Here is a 16,397-nt window from a genome sequence, read left to right as displayed (position 1 = left end):
AAACCACTCAAATTATTGTGGGATGGGCTTCTAGCCCGTCCCGAATATGCAATTTAAACGCGCAACAGCTTAAGACTTCAGTTTTTTCTTACATATTTGGGTCAATCAAGATTTGCATTCCTTACTACAAAAGGTCAATCAGAACTAAAGTCTTTACAAAATCCAAAATTCAAAATTTGAAATTGCGGGGAGGGTAAAAATCTAAAATCTAAAATCTAAAATTGATTGACTGTAATTGTGAAATAGTTTTCAGGAGGACAAAATTATGGTAGTTATATGCGGTGACAATCTCGATAATTTTCTAGCAGGTGAAATTGGCGATGATTCGCTGTGCGGGCTGGGAGGCAATGATACTCTATTTGGTTTGAATGGTAATGACACTTTAGATGGCGGAGAAGGAAATGATTGTCTCGCAGGTGGAGTCGGTAGCGATCGCCTTTTGGGCTACTCTGGTAACGACAGTCTCAGCGGTGGCGAAGGCAATGACAAAATTGAAGGAGGTGCCGGGAATGATCTTCTTGAGGGTGGCGAAGGCGCGGATTTAATCAGAGGAGAAGACGATAATGATAGTATCTTGGGAGGGTCTGGCAATGACTGTCTTATCGGCGGTCAAGGCAATGATACGGTGCTCGGAGGAGATGGAGACGATCTCTTGTTTGGTAGCTTCAACAACGACTTGTTAATGGGTGGCAAAGATAACGATCTCCTGTTGGGAGACAGTGGGAACGACACTTTAAGAGGTGACTTAGATAATGACTACCTTAACGGCAATTCAGGAGACGATTTGCTTGAGGGAAATGAAGGCAGCGACACCCTGATTGGCGGGCCGGGCAATGACACATTAGTGGGTTACGGCTTTTCCTCAACAGTAGCACAAATTGATTATTTGATCGGGCAAGATGGAGCCGACTTATTTGTTCTCGGTTCGTCAAATGCCAGCCCTTACCTATTCTATAGCGGTGACAATGCCCATGCCGTTATTGAGGATTTTAACCGGGGCGAAGGCGACAAAATTCAAGTCGTTGGGTTCGTACAAGATCGTAATATTCCTCGCTTCTTCTTTTATCGATTTGAATCTTATGATGACGGTATGACACGGGGAACTCGGATATTTGTCGGATCGGATTTAATCGCCGACGTTAAAAATGTTACTGATGTGAATCTCTCAGATTGCGCGAGCGTTTCGACTGGGTTTACACCGCCATCGCGAGACTTTCCATCCTTGCCATCTCTGCCGGGAATTCGCTTTCCGATACCGCCGCGTCCCACTCCTTTCTCGCCCATACTGCCAGTTTTTGTGGAACGTTTGCTTCCTTTTCAATTGTGATAAAACTTACGGATGGGGGCAATCACCGATTTTTTTACGGAAGTAGGCAGGTTGCAGCCAGCAGATTTTGTTAGTAAAGACTGAAGTCCTGACTACAAAACAAGATTCGGTTGGACGATCGAACCTGTTCGGGTTACTCGATCGACCATGAGGGCGTTTGGGGCCAAAAGGTAAAGTTTTACGATCGAGATGAAATTTGGGATCTCCCGGCAAACCTGTTTCCGGCTCGGACTGCTTTCTGTAGCTCAGCCTTCCCCGCATAGTAGCTTGGGCGGATGTTGAGATTCCGAAAAAAGCCTTTTAAGTGTCCAAAAAGCGATCGCCCGCGTGAAAATTGCACGGCAATTATGTTACATTTTTTATCACAGTCTGGAATTCGATCGGGCAACGCCAGCGAGTAGGGACAAGCCACCGCTTAGTTTCCCAGGGCTTGCAGGCGATCGCACAAGAGAGTTCCTTTCGTTAGCTCCAAATTTAACTAATTTGGCGTAAATCCCACGCTGTAATTGTACTCAATTGGGCGTCGGGATATAAGCCAAGCAAGGTCTATGAAAAAGAGCGACAATTTACTGTTTCTCTAGCAAAGAAACGTGTAAGATATAAGTGGTTGCGACCCACCCACTCGACTGCAAACAACAGGCTACAGTAGCAGTAATATGCTTGGCCTTGGACAACTGCGAGAGAAAGGGGGAAAGAACAGACCGCTGGTTGACAAGGTACGCCCTGTTGTGAAATATAATCCATGTTTGTTGTACGAAATAGTTTTTTGCCTTGGGAAACAGGGTTTCTGCGTGGGTTCCCTAGGAAGGGATAAAGGGTGTAAAAGCCCAGAGATGCTGTGTCAGACTCGGATCGTCTTCAGTGACGAATACCCAGTAATGGGATACCCAACAGAGCAACGGCAAACGAGACACGAAGCCCGAACTATAACGGTATTCCGTTTAGTTTGGGTATTTCACAAAATAGCCTCAGGCATTTGCTAGTAAAAGCAAGCTGCTCGGCGCGGGGCGACAAAAAACCTTGTGGCTGCTGCCCTGAACCTCAACCACAGCAATATTCTTTTAGGAATTCTGGCTCCATGTTTTCTAAACAAATCACCGACTCAAAAACCTACCAGTGGTTTGAGGAACGCCTGGAAATTCAGGCGCTCGCCGATGACATCACTACAAAGTATGTACCCCCCCACGTCAATATTTTCTACTGCTTGGGCGGAATTACTTTAGTTTGCTTTCTGATCCAGTTTGCTACTGGCTTCGCCATGACTTTCTATTACCGTCCGACGGTAGCAGAAGCTTTTTCTTCAGTGCAATACCTGATGAATGAAGTCAACTTCGGCTGGCTGATCCGCTCCATCCACCGCTGGTCTGCCAGCATGATGGTACTGATGATGATTTTGCACACCTTCCGGGTTTACCTGACCGGCGGCTTCAAAAAGCCCCGCGAGTTAACCTGGGTGACAGGAGTAATCTTGGCAGTCATCACTGTTTCTTTCGGCGTGACCGGCTATTCGCTGCCTTGGGATCAAATCGGTTACTGGGCGGTTAAAATCGTTTCGGGCGTCCCCGAAGCCATCCCGTTTGTCGGCTCTTTGATGGTTGAACTGCTGCGTGGCGGTGTCAGCGTCGGTCAAGGCACTTTGACTCGCTACTATAGCTTGCACACGTTTGTGTTGCCTTGGCTGATTGTAGTCTTCATGCTGGCTCACTTCTTGATGATTCGCAAGCAAGGTATCTCTGGCCCGTTGTAAATTTTGAGTTGTGGGGGCGGTATTCTTTTGCCCCCCCCACTGAATTGTGAATTGAAAATTCCGAATTCATCACTCATCAAAAAATTGGGCACGAAACCCCGTCCTTCTAGGACGGCTTTGTATTAGCATCTAGATGGTCACTGACCCACTGTCCGTCGATGGATTCAGACAGCTCGGGCGGGCGAAGTCCAGTTTGACTGGCGGCGAAGACAAATCGGTAGACCGGGAAAAGAGGATAGGGCAATGGCAAACATCCCTAGAATCAAAACAATACATAAGAATTCCTTTTGGGGTTTTCGACACATAAGAACCGCAGGGCTTGCGGGGATAGTCTGTGGAGCGAACGTAAGACCAATACTCCTTGAGGGTGGAGGCAGTTGCAAAGAAGCAGAAACCTAAATTGTGAGGTTTAGGAATCACCGCACCTGATAGTCGGTGAGGATGTCAAGATATTTATTTACGGCCAATACTTCCTGCGATCGCCCCGCTGATTGAGACTAACGAATACAGCGGAATGGCAGGCCCGGGTAAAACTAAAAGGAGAACACTCTCACTATGTCTATTATCAAAAAACCAGATTTGAGCGATCCCGCGCTCCGCGCTAAGCTCGCTAAGGGCATGGGTCACAACTATTACGGCGAACCAGCTTGGCCTAATGACTTGCTCTACGTTTTCCCTATAGTCATCATGGGAACGATTTCTCTGTGCGTGGGTTTGGCTGTACTAGACCCGGCTTTGGTTGGCGAACCTGCTAATCCTTTTGCTACTCCGCTGGAAATTCTGCCGGAATGGTATTTGTGGCCTGTGTTCCAACTCCTGCGCGTTTTGCCTAACAAATTGTTGGGTATTGCTTGCATGGCTGGTGTTCCCGTTGGCTTGATTTTGATTCCGTTCATCGAGAGCGTTAACAAGTTTCAAAATCCGTTCCGCCGCCCTGTTGCTACTACTGTTTTCCTCTTGGGAACTGCGTTCACTCTGTGGTTGGGTATTGGTGCTATTTTCCCGATCGACAAATCTTTCACACTGGGTCTTTTCTAAGATTTAAGTTTGCTTGATTTTGACGCCTGCGGGTTTCCTGTAAAGTGCTTTTGTACTGCTGGGAAACTTTAGCGGGCGTCATTCGATTTTAGATTTGAGATTTTAGATTTTAGATTTGGGATTTGAGATTAAAGAATTGAAGAATTTGGGATTGGGGATTTCATTTTATTTTAGATTAAAGATTAAAGAACTGAATAATTGAATAATTGTGGATTGGGAATTTCAATTGATTGAAGAATTGAACCATTTAAGAATTGAAAGATTGGGGCTTGGGAATTTGGGGTTTTTAGCTCTATTATTTAATAATAGTCAGTAATTACAGCATATTCCATGTATATGTAGTACACACAATCTTGTAGTAAGTAAGGTGCGTCGCCACTCGTCAATCTGCAAGTTCTATTTAAAAGGTCGCAGATCCGCACCCTACATAGGATAGCGAATTAAATAACTTACAATTTTAATTGTTATTGTGGGATGGGCGTCCCGCCCGTCCAAAAAGGACGGACGGGACGCCCATCCCACTTTCAAGAGTGGAAGTTATTTAATTATCATTCCATATTAAAATCACACAACATAAATATAGCGGCTACTGTACTTCATCAACCACCAAATATGCTGTAATTCTCTGAATTTATTCAATTAAATTCAGCAGCATACAGAAGCCTAAAATATTATATCTAAATATATCAGCACAAACAAAACCATAGTATTTTGTAGGGGCGAGTTCCTGTAAATATCTACGGTTAGGTGCGACTCTCAGAGATTGGGGCTAATACTTGAGAAGCTTGAGAGGCAGAAAGTAGATATACTTACCAGAAATTGTTAAAAATTCCACTCAATCTCCGGGACAAGGCTAGATTTGGGCGCAGACATATTCAGTACAACTATATCTATATTGCCACTGCGTTCGCAAATAAACATGGCTAGAGCTATACGTACTGATTTTGGTAATTTTGGGGGGTATTGAATCCCGCTCAATTGCCGCTCAATACCCTCTTGCTGCTAACTGCAAAGCGCGTTATGGCGAGTGATTCTCGGAGGAATTATGATGAACCTAAATTTAGATACTATTTTCTCATCGCTGATGAACCCGGCCCTGAACGAGTTTCAGGCTTGGGTTTTGCAAAACCCGGAAGAAACTCTCAGCAAAACGATGCTACCCGCGATCGCCCTGATTGAGGGTTTGATTGCCAACGAACCCACCTATTTGCCACTAAAACGGCTGGCTTTCGGAGCGAACTTTTGCTGCGCGGGGCAAGTCGTGATGGGAGAGTTTGACACCCTAGAAAAAGCACTCACATCGCCCCAGGCGCGCGGATGGCGGCTTGGTACTTCTGTACTTGATGCCGATCGCGCGCCCAACCAAGATGTCGGCGGCAGAAACCTTTTTCTACTGTCTTTGTCCGATCGCGAAACAGACGGTAGCAGCAACCACGCGGCATTCAGAAGCTGTATGCAGAAATATCTCTTCAACAGTGCTACAACGGATCGCCAGGGAGACGAAATCAGCAGGCGGTTGCTCGATCAGCTAGCCGCAGATTATGCCGAGATGTCGCACGGTGCGGGGGGAGCGTTTTTTACCGATGTCAAGCGCGGTTGGATGGGATTTTTAGTCCGATACCTGCACTACGTCATCTTTGGGATTAATCCAGACGATTCAGAGTCGATCGAACTTCTCACCGAATTGCATTACACCCGCCAAAGCCCGCTGCACTACTTCGCCGTCATCGGTAGCCTATTGGAAAGCCTGAACCTGTTTGGACACGGTAATTTGTCCACTCTAATCGAGCGTGCAGCGACTATCTATGAAAATTCGCCAGCCTTAGCCAACTTCGAGGAGAGCTCGGAAAACAACGGCATGACTAAGCGGGAATTGGCAAAGCTGATGACATCGATTATGGGGATAGCGGGACTGCAAGGCCCCCTGCACCTAGGCTACACAGCAATGGGATACCGCCCTCTCCCCGCCTATAAAGGACAGCAGACGGCCGAAATTAACCCGACTGATTTTTGGGATCGGCTCGATTTGGACGATCGCCAGTCGATCGAGCTTTTCCTCCTCGAATGCGCCCGCCTCTGGGCCCCCGTCAGCGCCACCCACCGAGTCGCGACAGAGCCCTTCACCGCAACGGTAGCGGGCAAAGAGCGCACCTTCCCCGCCGGAACCAAGGTACTGATACCGCTCAGTTTGGGGCTGCTAGACGAGGGTTTCTGGGGATCTACGGTATACGAATTCAACGCTAAGCGGGAGAATCTGTGCCCTTTTCATATGGGTTTTCATTCCGTGGGCGATCGGAGTGCGGGACGGATTTGCCCAGCTAAAGACATAGCACTCAAGATGCTGGTGGATGTCGTGAGTACGGTAGGCAAAGTGCGACGAGCTTCTGAGCCGAATTTGCGGCGGTAATTAATCCAAAAGCTCGCATCAGATAGCGGTTGAGACTGAGATATTGCACCATTGTCAAGAACAGGCTGTCCGGCCTGTTCCACAAAGAATTAATTGCTTGTGGGGAGTAGGGGTTGGGCAGGAGAACCCGCACATAAAAGCCTTATTGGCAATGATGCAAGATGTGAGTTGAAACCGCACGCCACACAAACGAAGTCCGATCGATCGACTCAGAAATCAAGGGGGTATCTAATACGAAACCAAAACACGACTATTTTGAGGATAAATAATACCATGTTAATCGAACAAAAGCAACTAAAAGACATCGCGAATTGGATGAAAGTAGAACATCCAGCGGAGTTACCTGAAGTCCTGCAAGGTATCTTTTTTATGGACGGGAATGTTTTACCAGACGATTGTCTGACGATGTACAGTTCAGACTGGAATGCTGACGAACGGACGTTATTGCTGCGTGTTTTTGACCCTGTTATCTGGACATTTCATTCATCAATGGCGGGACGGATGTTACTTTATTTAGTTAAATTTTCTCGCTTCAGCTACTTGTTCCGATTCTCGGATGCAAGTTTGCAGCACGGACACATTACGCCGATAGTGTTTGGATGGTGTGTACCGCCGTGGCTGGTAGATTTTTTGATCGATCGAGATCCAAACACTCCGAATGGAGATATCTGGCATCGCACAAACTCGTTTTTCGGCAGACCTGCTGAGAGCGGATATATACTTCGCAGGGTTGTAGACAAAGATGGCAATTACACCTCAGCGTTTCCAGATATGCTGTCTAAAGTGGAGAGTGATTGTTTAATCATTACCCAAGAGTGAAAATATTTAGGGAAACTACAAAACCCGCTTAATTAGGCGGGTTTTGTCGATCGAAGTGGCGGAAATAGTCGCCTTCATGGCATCATGAAACTTGTCCCTCACATCATTGAAATAGATGACCCCTCAAAACTCCCCTGTTTCCCCTGTCACCTGGATGGAAGACCGAGTTCTGCTAATTGACCAAAACCGATTGCCGAAAGAATACGGTGTAGTCGAAATTAGCCGCTGCGAAGATATGGCTGAGGCGATTAAAACTATGATAGTCCGAGGAGCTCCGGCGATCGGGGTAGCCGCAGCCTACGGGATGTATTTGGGGGCGCGAGAAATCGAAACGGGCGATCGTACCGAGTTTTTTACTAAACTAGAACAAGTTGGCGAGTTATTGCGATCGACTCGTCCCACTGCGGTTAATTTGTTTTGGGCAATATCGCGAATGCTTAAAACTGCCGAGAGAACTAGCGGTTCTGTCGAACAAGTGCAAAAAACTTTGTTAGAAATGGCCAAAACCATTCAAGCAGAAGACTTGCAAACTTGTAAAGATATCGGCGACAAAGGTTTAGAAGTTCTGCCCGCTACACCCGAAAAATTGAACTTACTAACTCACTGCAATGCCGGTGCATTAGCAACAGCAGGCTACGGTACTGCTTTAGGTGTATTTCGTTCTGCTTGGCGAGAAGGAAGACTTGGAAGAGTTTTTGCAGACGAAACTCGGCCCCGTCTCCAAGGTGCAAAACTGACCACTTGGGAATGCGTGCAAGAAGGAATTCCTGTCACATTAATAGCTGACAATATGGCCGCCCACTGCATGAAACTCGGAATGATTCACGCAGTAGTTGTCGGTGCAGACAGAATCGCGGCTAACGGCGACGCCGCCAATAAAATTGGCACTTACAGTTTAGCAATTGTTGCCAAAGCTCACAATGTCCCGTTTTTTGTCGCCGCGCCTCTATCTACCATAGATTTTGAACTTTCCGACGGCAGCCAAATCCCCATTGAAGAACGCGATCCAGTTGAAATGTATCAAGTTGGAACTACGCGAATTTGTCCTGTGGGAGTTGAATTTTACAATCCCGCTTTTGACGTAACTCCGGCGGAGTTAATATCGGGAATAATCACAGAACACGGTACGGTTGCTCCTGGGGCGTTGAAACAGTTTCAGGCAAAACAATTAGTTTAATTATATGTTTCTCAACTGCTCATTCCACCGGGTATCTGTGAAATTAAGCAGGATTTATAGCAGCCGCAACTGGCAGCTCAAAGTTGCGATCGCAGCTCTAACTCTGCCAGTTGTTTTCAGTCCCGTCTCCGAAGCTCAAGTGTCACAAACGCTTAAAGCTAAGGAATTACAAGCGAAAAACTTTGTGGGTTCGATGAATAAAGCCCAGCAAGTTTACTATGCAGAAAAAGCAGGATTTACAAGTTCTGTTTCCAATCTATTGGTTTATCTCGGTCTCCAAGTTAAACCTAACTCAGCCAATTACAGCTACTCGATCGGTATGGTGAAAAAAGGTGCTGTATTTAACTACGGAGTATCGAAGCAAGCTAATCTCAAAAGTTTTGTGGGGGGAGTGTTTTTGGTGGCAAACAAAACCCAAACAATCTTGTGTATAAATGCTGCTCCTGGCAAGACTAAACCAGCTAATCCAACTAATACTAAAGGGGTTTTAGCCTGCGGTGCTAATACAGCAAAAGTTACTCAATAAATTATGTCTAATTTACTGGGTAATTTAGCAAATAACTGGATAGTAAATGCAGCTTTAGCTAAGCAACTGCTGGAAAAAAAAGCTACTTTACTAGATGCTCGCGCACCCATTTTAAAGTGGTTTTGCCGTCTCCCACCAGCTATTCCCGTAACTTGGCAGGAATTTTCGCGATCGGACTTTCCCCACAAGGGAAAAATTATCGAAAATAACACAGTTTTAACTCAAAAACTGCAAGCAATTGGTATTTGTCAAGACAAACCTGTCATAGTCGTTGCCGATGCGGTGAAAGGGTGGGGCGAAGACGGGCGAATTGTTTGGATGTTGCGGAGTTTGGGACACGAAAAAGCAGTTTTTGTCGATGGAGGATATCGAGCTTTAATGAAAGCTGGAATTAATCGAGTAAAAGCTGCAAACAATCCATCGAAAACAGGAGATTTTGTAATATCTCGTCGCTCGAATTGGGAAATTAAACAGGATGAATTGAAAGCTATTTTAAAAGATGATAATTTAGTTATTATTGACGCCAGAGAGCCGCGAGAATATGCAGGTAAAACGCCTTACGGAGAAAAGCGGGGCGGCCACATTCCCGGTGCGGTTCACCTCTATTACAAACAGTTAATGGACAAACAGGGACAACTGCTGGATCGCGGGGAAATTGTTGCTATTTTGCAGCAGAAAGGAGTTTCACAGTCAACTCAAATTGTGAGTTATTGTAGCGGGGGAATTCGCTCTGCATGGTTGACTTGTGTCTTGACAAATGTGGGATTTAATGCTAAGAATTATGCAGGTTCAATGTGGGAATGGTCGGCTTCGCCAGCAGATAGCTATCCCCTGAAAAAAATTAAAACTAGCAATTAGAAATTAGTCGTAGGGTATGTCAGTCGTAGGGCCCTAGGGTGCGTCAGAAGAGAGTCTCTCAATTATCGATAAAAGCAGGGTAAGCTCATCTAATTTGGTATAAATTGTACTTGACAAAAAGCCGCCAATAGGCTCTATATCTGTGCACCGAACTCAAACCTATAATCAAGTTTGAATCTTAACAAAGTCAATCAAGTTGAAACGGAGTCAAAGACAATGACAAAGGGTTTTGCACCTATATTGAAACTCGCTGTAAAATCTCAAGCCAAAAGAGCAGAAAAACGACATTTAACACCTCTGGGCGACATCCAAGCCAATTTATTGAATTATGTAGCAGAAATCCCGGACCCCAGAGTTCAAAGAACCCAAAAACACTCATTAAAAGATATTTTAGTAATCTCTATTTTAGCAGTCATTGGCGGTGCCGAAGGTTGGGAAGACATGGAAAATTATGGCATCGCTAAACAGTAATGGTTAGAGGAATTTCTCGAATTACCCAATGGTAAGCTGTGGAGTATTTAAACCACTAACGAGGCCAGTAGGGTGCGTCAACCGTAATCAAGGCGTAAAAGCTTTGCATTTGGTCACGGCTTGGGCAAGTGAACAGCGTTTAGTTTTAGGGCAAGTTAAAGTTGAGGATCATTCCAACGAGATTACGGCAATTCCGGCACTCTTAGAGTTATTAGACCTGACCGGGGCTCACGTTAACATTGATGCGATGGGAACTCAAACCGAGATTGTGAAACAAATTCGCCACAAAAAAGCTGATTATATTGTATCTCTTAAAGCTAATCACCCCACTTTACATTCTCAGGTTAAAGAAGGGTTTGATACCAGAAGAGCTAATAAGTTTGAAGGCATTAAAGTTAGTTATAACCAACAGATTGAAAAGGGACACCATCGCACTGAAAAACGTTATGTTTGGGCTGTTCCTTTAGAGGCTTTCGGTGGTCTTTATCAACAAGACCAGTGGTCGGGACTGCAAACCATCGTCATTATTGAAAGAATCCGCCATCTTTGGAACAAAACGACTCATGAAGTCCAATTTTATCTAACTTCTCTGCCTGCGGATGCTCAACTTCTTGGTCGTGCCATTCGTCAACATTGGACTATTGAAAACCAAGTTCATTGCACTTTAGATGTCACGTTCCATGAGGATCAATGTCGGATTCGTTAAGGTTATAGTCAAGAGTAATTTGACCATCTTGAGACGGATGGCACTTAACGCTCTTAATCAGGAGAAAACATTGCCGCGTAGTCTTCGTCAAAAAATCAAACAGGCTTCTATGAATAATGATTATATGATGACTGTTCTCAACTCCTTTTGTCAAGCTTGATTGAGATGCTCTTACCCTGCTTAAATTATCTCATAAATTAGATAATTTAGGCACGATGAGTTAACCGATGTTTGCTAAAATTATTTTGGCGATCGGTGTCGATCGCCAAAACCAGCAACTTCTGCCAGCGTATAAAGCGGGCGGCCCTTCACCTCCTCGTAAATACGCCCTATATACTGACCCAAAATCCCAATACTCACCAACTGCACCGCACCCAAAAAGAAAACAGCCATCATCACAATTGTCAAACCCGTTAAGGCAGAACTTGGATAAAAAAGCCGCCAATACAAAATTAAAAAAGCCATTAACACAGATATAAATGCAGCAAATAACCCCATATAAATCGAAAGTCTGAGGGGAACTTTTGAAAAAGATACTAAACCATTCATCGCCAAACTTAAAGATTTTCTGAAGGTATACTTAACCTCGCCAGCAAAACGCGGATCGCGTTCAAACTTAACCGCCGTTTGTTTAAAACCAATCCAAGCCCGCAGTCCCCGAATGTAACGATTGCGTTCTGGCATGGCGTTGAGTACATCCACCACGCACCTATCCATCAAACAAAAATCTCCGGTATCTATCGGAATATCAACATCAGCAAGATGGCGCAAAATGCGATAATACATATAAGCCGGCAACCGCTTAAACCAACCTTCTTGACGGCGTTGAGTGCGTTGAGCGTAAACAACTTGATAGCCCTGCTGCCACTGTTCTACCATATCTATAATTAGCTCTGGCGGGTCTTGTAAATCGCCGTCCATGATGACTACGACTTGACCGCTAGAAAAGTTTAAACCAGCAGTTACAGCTATTTGATGACCGAAATTACGGGCCAAACTGAGGTAACAAATTCGCGCGTCTTTTTCGTGCAATTCTCGCAAAAGTTCGAGAGAGCGATCGCGACTGCCATCATTGATTAAAATTAATTCTACTGGGCCGTCCATTCGATCCATCACGGCACTAATTCGCCGATACAATTCCGCGAGATTTTCTTCTTCGTTATAGATAGGAATTACCAAGGAATACTTAGGTGTATCGTTCATTGCAGTTTCTGTTTAAAAATCGGCTTTTCAACCGTTAAATCAAAAGTTTCTTTTTACCCAAACACGCGGGCTGCTTCACAAGAGAGGTTCGGCACGTAATTTCGCTCTTTGAGCCAGACAACAGCAGCCCCCAAAATAGCCGCATACCAAAAATTATCTATTTTCTTAAATACGAAAAATAAAAGATACCATAAGAATGACACACGCCAAGCTCAAACATCTGTTATCATAGATGTTTAGTCAGACTATAAAAATTACAATCATAACCCATCGATTCAAAATTGCATGACAAATTCCAATTATCTTTGGCAAGCAAATCAAGACTTAAGCGAAGCTTGTCTGCAACATCCCTTTGTCAGAGGGATTGCTGACGGCAGCCTCCCCCAAAATAGTTTTGCATATTACGTTGCACAAGACGCATTTTTTCTGGGAGCCTTCGCTCGCGCTTATAGTATCGCTGCGGCAAAAGCACCCGACTGGGAGGGGTTTGAAATTCTCCACAATCTCGGTAGTGGCGTTTTAGAAGAACTTCGTTTGCATCAAGGATATGCAGCCAAATGGGGTGTAAACTTGCAAGAGGCAAAACCGGGAATCGCTACCCGCCGCTACACAGATTTTTTATTAGCGACAGCCTGGGGGAGTGGTGTAGGTTTGACAGTAGCCGCCATGACTCCTTGCTTGCGGTTGTATGCTTTTTTGGGACAGCAGCTAGCTAAACCTAATATACCGGAACACGCCTTTAGCGACTGGATTTCCACCTATAGCAGCTCGGATTTTGAGATTTTAGCAAAACGGCTGGAAAGTTTGGTCGATCGCTACGCAGAGGCTGGGCCAGAAGTTGAAGCAACCTATCGCTACGCTATGCTATGCGAAAGAGACTTTTTTCAGGCAGCTTGGGAAATAGAGTAAATTAAGTTTGGGCAAAAGATATGGAAAACTATCTTAAGCTACCTAAACGCAGTAAATTTAACAGCCATGTACAGCCGGAATGTAGCCAATACTGTCATAACAGCATATCCCCAACGAGGGTGACTACTCAACACTAAACCGAGTCCGATGGAGAGCGATACAATGCCGTAAGCGTAGCGATGAAGCGATTGCATAACACTGGAGTTGAGCAGTAGCGCTAAAGAGCAAAAGCCGAAATAGACGACTGTAATGCTCAGCCTTTTTCGCCCATACCACAACAAATAGCCACCGCCCAAATCAGAGCAACTTTACTAACAGCTTGCAACCACCAACAATGCAAGCAAAAATGCCCAACTATTAATGAGTATCCCTGCTAATTTTACTTGCATTCCAAAAGTCGTGAAGCCGCGCATAAGCAAAGGAAACAGCGGATAAAAAGCCCCAGAATGCTGATGCCCATCATCTGCATAGCTGTAGCCTAAATTAGCGATTTATATGTGCCATTTACCGTCCCATCAGGAAGCATATAGCAGCGACAAAAATGAATTATTCCCGGCTTTTGGATCGCTCCAGGCGCGGAATTACTTCTAACCCTAAATCAGTATTTGTCATTGCTAAAACAGCGAAAGACTGTAGATTTAAAATTAAAGTGTAGTCCGCTGCCGAGCGATCGCCAAATATATACGTAAGTACAGCCGTACAGCTAATTTTAACGTCCGAGTTTATTGGGAATCCCTTCGCAGCCGCCGGGAATAGTCTCTCTCGACTTCGAGCCGCACCAAGCGCAGCAGTAATAGCGCTGTTCGTCCGACAGCCGCTTGACAGCGGTGAAATCAGCGCGTTCAACCACAGCGCCGGTATGTTCGCCCGTTTGATAGTTGGGAAATTCGGTACGGCTGCGGGGGGATGCAGTTTGTGCCGAGCCGTAGAATAATGCGGCGGCTCTCATGTCGGCGCGAGCGAGATTGGCGTCGTACAAGACAGCGCGCGAGAGGTTGGCTTTCACTAAATCGCACTTGCTGAGATTGGCGCGGACGAGGTTGGCTTCGCTCAAATCCGTCCACCGCAAATCGGTGCCAGCCAGGTTAGCACCCGCTAACATGACATTGAGGTCGATAACGCGGATACCGTGATCTCTATCTTCAGCGTAGCCGCCGTCGCCGTCAAGGATGGGGCGGCCTAAAAGCCGATCGCGCTTCAGCGGAGTAACCAATCTCGACTGCGACAAAAACCGCAAAATTTTAGCTTTACCTTCAGCATCTACACTGCTCATAATTGCAGCGGTGCGGCCTTCTGCGATCGCCCTTTCCTGCGGCCAGTCCTCCAAAAACCCTTGTTCGTCAAGGGCTAAGTCGGAAACCCCTTGAAAATAAGCATCGATCGTTTGCTGCTGCGTAATTCGATTTTGCTGAATAGTCAAATCTTTCGAGATCACGTACTGCCGCCAAGCCACATAAACGCCCAAAATTGCGATCAAAATTTGGCCCAAAGCGCCGATCAACTCGCCGAGAGCCCCGATTGCCTCCCAGTTGATTTGGATGTTGCGGCTTCCCGGTTCAGTATTAGTACCGCTGAGCATCAGCAAGCCAACAATCCCAGCTAAAAGCCCGAAGCAGGCGACGATCAGCGTGCGCCAAGTCGGCGGAATTACCTGCGCCCAGATTTTGCCCCAACTCGGCCACATCAGCCGCAGCGATATGCCGATCGCACCCACGGCACCAATTAAGCCCAGCCAAATGTTGTCATTGGCGAGCCCAAAAATCATCGCTGCGATCAACCCCAGCGTCAGCACTGACCCCGACTTCTCAGGAGTCGTTTGTTCCTGGTTTGGCTGCAATAAAACCTTGCGGGTTGGAGGCTGCTGCTGCGGTTTTTCCGGTTCAGTAGTAGCGACGATTATCCCTGATTCTGGTGGCACATTAGGGCTCGCACCGTTCTGACTTTCTACAGTCACGTTAGATTCAGGGCGATTGGGTTGAGAAGAGTTTGGTTCTGGTGTCATGCGTTGAGGCAAATTCTAACTGTGGCTGGTCAATAAAACGATTTTAACTAACCAAGCAGGATTCTAGATAATATTACAATATAAATCTCCACTAATTACGCTCAAAGAGGAAACATACTATGGCCCTGGTACTCCCCAATCTGCCAGAAAAACAAAGGGGTCAAGTTGTTACAACAATCGCCGTCACGAATCGCATCGATCTAGTTATGGCTGAACGGGGATTCATTGCTGCTGAGGAAGTTCGCTCTGTTACCCTCGATAACGTTGTTGTCGATACTGGAGCAACTCTGCTTTCCTTGCCAGCTCCCATTATTAGCCAACTAGGTTTAAAACAAGTAGGAGAAAGAGAGGTAGAAACATCGGCTGGCATCAAAAAAGGCCGAATTTTTGCAGGCGCTCAAATTATTGTAGAGGGGAGAGAAGGCAGATTTGATTGTTTAGAATTGCCCGAAGGCGTTTCGGCTGTTTTGTTGGGGGTGATTCCAATGGAAGAACTAGGCTTAGAACCAGATTTGAAAAATCGACGGTTGCGAGTATTGCCGATGAACAATCAGCAAACATATCTGATGGGTTAGTTGAGATGCGTTTACCGTAGCACAAACCTCTCGCCTGTGATTCCTATCATGTCCAGTCAATCGATTTTAGATTTTAGATTTTAGATTTTAGATTTTAGAATTGAAGGATTGAAGGATTGAAGTATTGAAGTATTGAAGTATTGAAGTATCGATTTTAGATTTTAGATTTTAGATTTTAAAGTTTAGAATTGAAGTATTGAAGTATTTACCTACGGATAAATTCGGGGAGGGAAGTTTATCGGCTACAGGTTTTTTATTTCTCCACGGATGAATCCGGGGGCTTGTATCCTGGATGCTTTCGGTCAATTAGCCACAATCAAAAATGTTTGTATTTAGGACTAAAATTTTGATAAAAAATTGAGTAATAAATTCCTCATTACCAAGTAATTTTCTTTGTTTTTGATATATTAGATATTATTAATGTCGGTCAAAAAATGACAAAACAACATGGTTTTTTGGTAAATACAAGTTTTTTGCCCTACATCTAGCGAGCAGAATAAGCCTTGAGCAAATACACACTAACAGTCCCAAACATCAAAACAACTAACCCTAAAACAATACTCCGGACAGTTTTTAAATAGGGATGCTTACGCAATAAAGCACAGAAGCGAAAAAACTGAGTGCTATCTGAA

At 45.2% G+C, this 16,397-nt stretch carries 13 protein-coding genes and 1 pseudogene; 11 read left to right on the top strand and 3 right to left on the bottom strand.

Going from position 1 to position 16,397, the window contains the following annotated elements:
• The first annotated feature begins 265 nt into the window (after positions 1-265).
• From QT987_RS21340 to QT987_RS21300, 9 genes and pseudogenes are all read left to right on the top strand, one after another.
• Positions 266-1,327, top strand: a complete 1,062-nt coding sequence (locus QT987_RS21340; protein WP_333244026.1) for a calcium-binding protein — start codon at positions 266-268, stop codon at positions 1,325-1,327.
• 1,078 nt (positions 1,328-2,405) lie between these two features.
• Positions 2,406-3,074 (top strand): cytochrome b6, encoded by a 669-nt coding sequence (gene petB / locus QT987_RS21335; protein ID WP_172190423.1) that lies wholly within the window; start codon positions 2,406-2,408, stop codon positions 3,072-3,074.
• Between the two features lie 555 nt (positions 3,075-3,629).
• Positions 3,630-4,112, top strand: a complete 483-nt coding sequence (gene petD / locus QT987_RS21330; protein WP_333205287.1) for a cytochrome b6-f complex subunit IV — start codon at positions 3,630-3,632, stop codon at positions 4,110-4,112.
• Positions 4,113-5,157: 1,045 nt separating this feature from the next.
• A complete protein-coding gene (locus tag QT987_RS21325) occupies positions 5,158-6,519 on the top strand; it encodes a cytochrome 450 (RefSeq protein WP_333244022.1) in 1,362 nt (453 codons plus the stop codon).
• Between the two features lie 273 nt (positions 6,520-6,792).
• Positions 6,793-7,338 carry a hypothetical protein gene (locus QT987_RS21320; protein WP_333244019.1) on the top strand — a complete coding sequence of 182 codons (546 nt, stop codon included), beginning with the start codon at positions 6,793-6,795 and terminating at the stop codon, positions 7,336-7,338.
• A gap of 115 nt (positions 7,339-7,453) precedes the next feature.
• Positions 7,454-8,515 (top strand): S-methyl-5-thioribose-1-phosphate isomerase, encoded by a 1,062-nt coding sequence (gene mtnA, locus QT987_RS21315; RefSeq protein ID WP_333244016.1) that lies wholly within the window; start codon positions 7,454-7,456, stop codon positions 8,513-8,515.
• A gap of 37 nt (positions 8,516-8,552) precedes the next feature.
• Complete coding sequence (locus QT987_RS21310) at positions 8,553-9,041, top strand: type IV pilin-like G/H family protein (protein WP_333244014.1); 489 nt, start codon at positions 8,553-8,555, stop codon at positions 9,039-9,041.
• Positions 9,042-9,044: 3 nt separating this feature from the next.
• On the top strand, positions 9,045-9,899 hold the full coding sequence (locus tag QT987_RS21305) for a rhodanese-like domain-containing protein (RefSeq protein ID WP_333244010.1): 855 nt from the start codon (positions 9,045-9,047) through the stop codon (positions 9,897-9,899).
• A 297-nt stretch (positions 9,900-10,196) separates the two neighbouring features.
• Positions 10,197-11,236 (top strand): annotated as a pseudogene (locus tag QT987_RS21300) (ISAs1 family transposase).
• A gap of 80 nt (positions 11,237-11,316) precedes the next feature.
• On the opposite strand, the gene QT987_RS21295 reads toward QT987_RS21300, so the two are convergent.
• Together QT987_RS21295 and QT987_RS21290 are read right to left on the bottom strand one after the other, a co-directional pair.
• Positions 11,317-12,279 (bottom strand): glycosyltransferase family 2 protein, encoded by a 963-nt coding sequence (locus QT987_RS21295; RefSeq protein ID WP_333244007.1) that lies wholly within the window; start codon positions 12,277-12,279, stop codon positions 11,317-11,319.
• A 53-nt stretch (positions 12,280-12,332) separates the two neighbouring features.
• Entirely contained in the window at positions 12,333-12,482 is a 150-nt protein-coding gene (locus QT987_RS21290; RefSeq protein ID WP_333244004.1) for a hypothetical protein, read from the bottom strand.
• Between the two features lie 82 nt (positions 12,483-12,564).
• Between QT987_RS21290 and QT987_RS21285 the strand changes: the two genes are divergently transcribed.
• Positions 12,565-13,188: a TenA family protein gene (locus QT987_RS21285; protein WP_333244001.1), complete on the top strand. Its 624-nt coding sequence runs from the start codon at positions 12,565-12,567 to the stop codon at positions 13,186-13,188.
• Between the two features lie 709 nt (positions 13,189-13,897).
• Here QT987_RS21285 and QT987_RS21280 read toward each other — a convergent pair.
• Positions 13,898-15,190, bottom strand: coding sequence for a pentapeptide repeat-containing protein (locus QT987_RS21280; protein WP_333243997.1), 1,293 nt, complete (start codon positions 15,188-15,190; stop codon positions 13,898-13,900).
• A 119-nt stretch (positions 15,191-15,309) separates the two neighbouring features.
• On the opposite strand from QT987_RS21280, the gene QT987_RS21275 reads away from it, so the two are divergent.
• Complete coding sequence (locus QT987_RS21275; protein WP_333243994.1) at positions 15,310-15,765, top strand: aspartyl protease; 456 nt, start codon at positions 15,310-15,312, stop codon at positions 15,763-15,765.
• Positions 15,766-16,397 lie beyond the last annotated feature (632 nt).

The organism is Microcoleus sp. SVA1B4, from assembly GCF_036700545.1.
Lineage (GTDB): Bacteria > Cyanobacteriota > Cyanobacteriia > Cyanobacteriales > Microcoleaceae > Microcoleus.
Note: the sequence above shows the minus strand (reverse complement) of the source record. Positions and strands in the feature narration are given on the sequence as shown.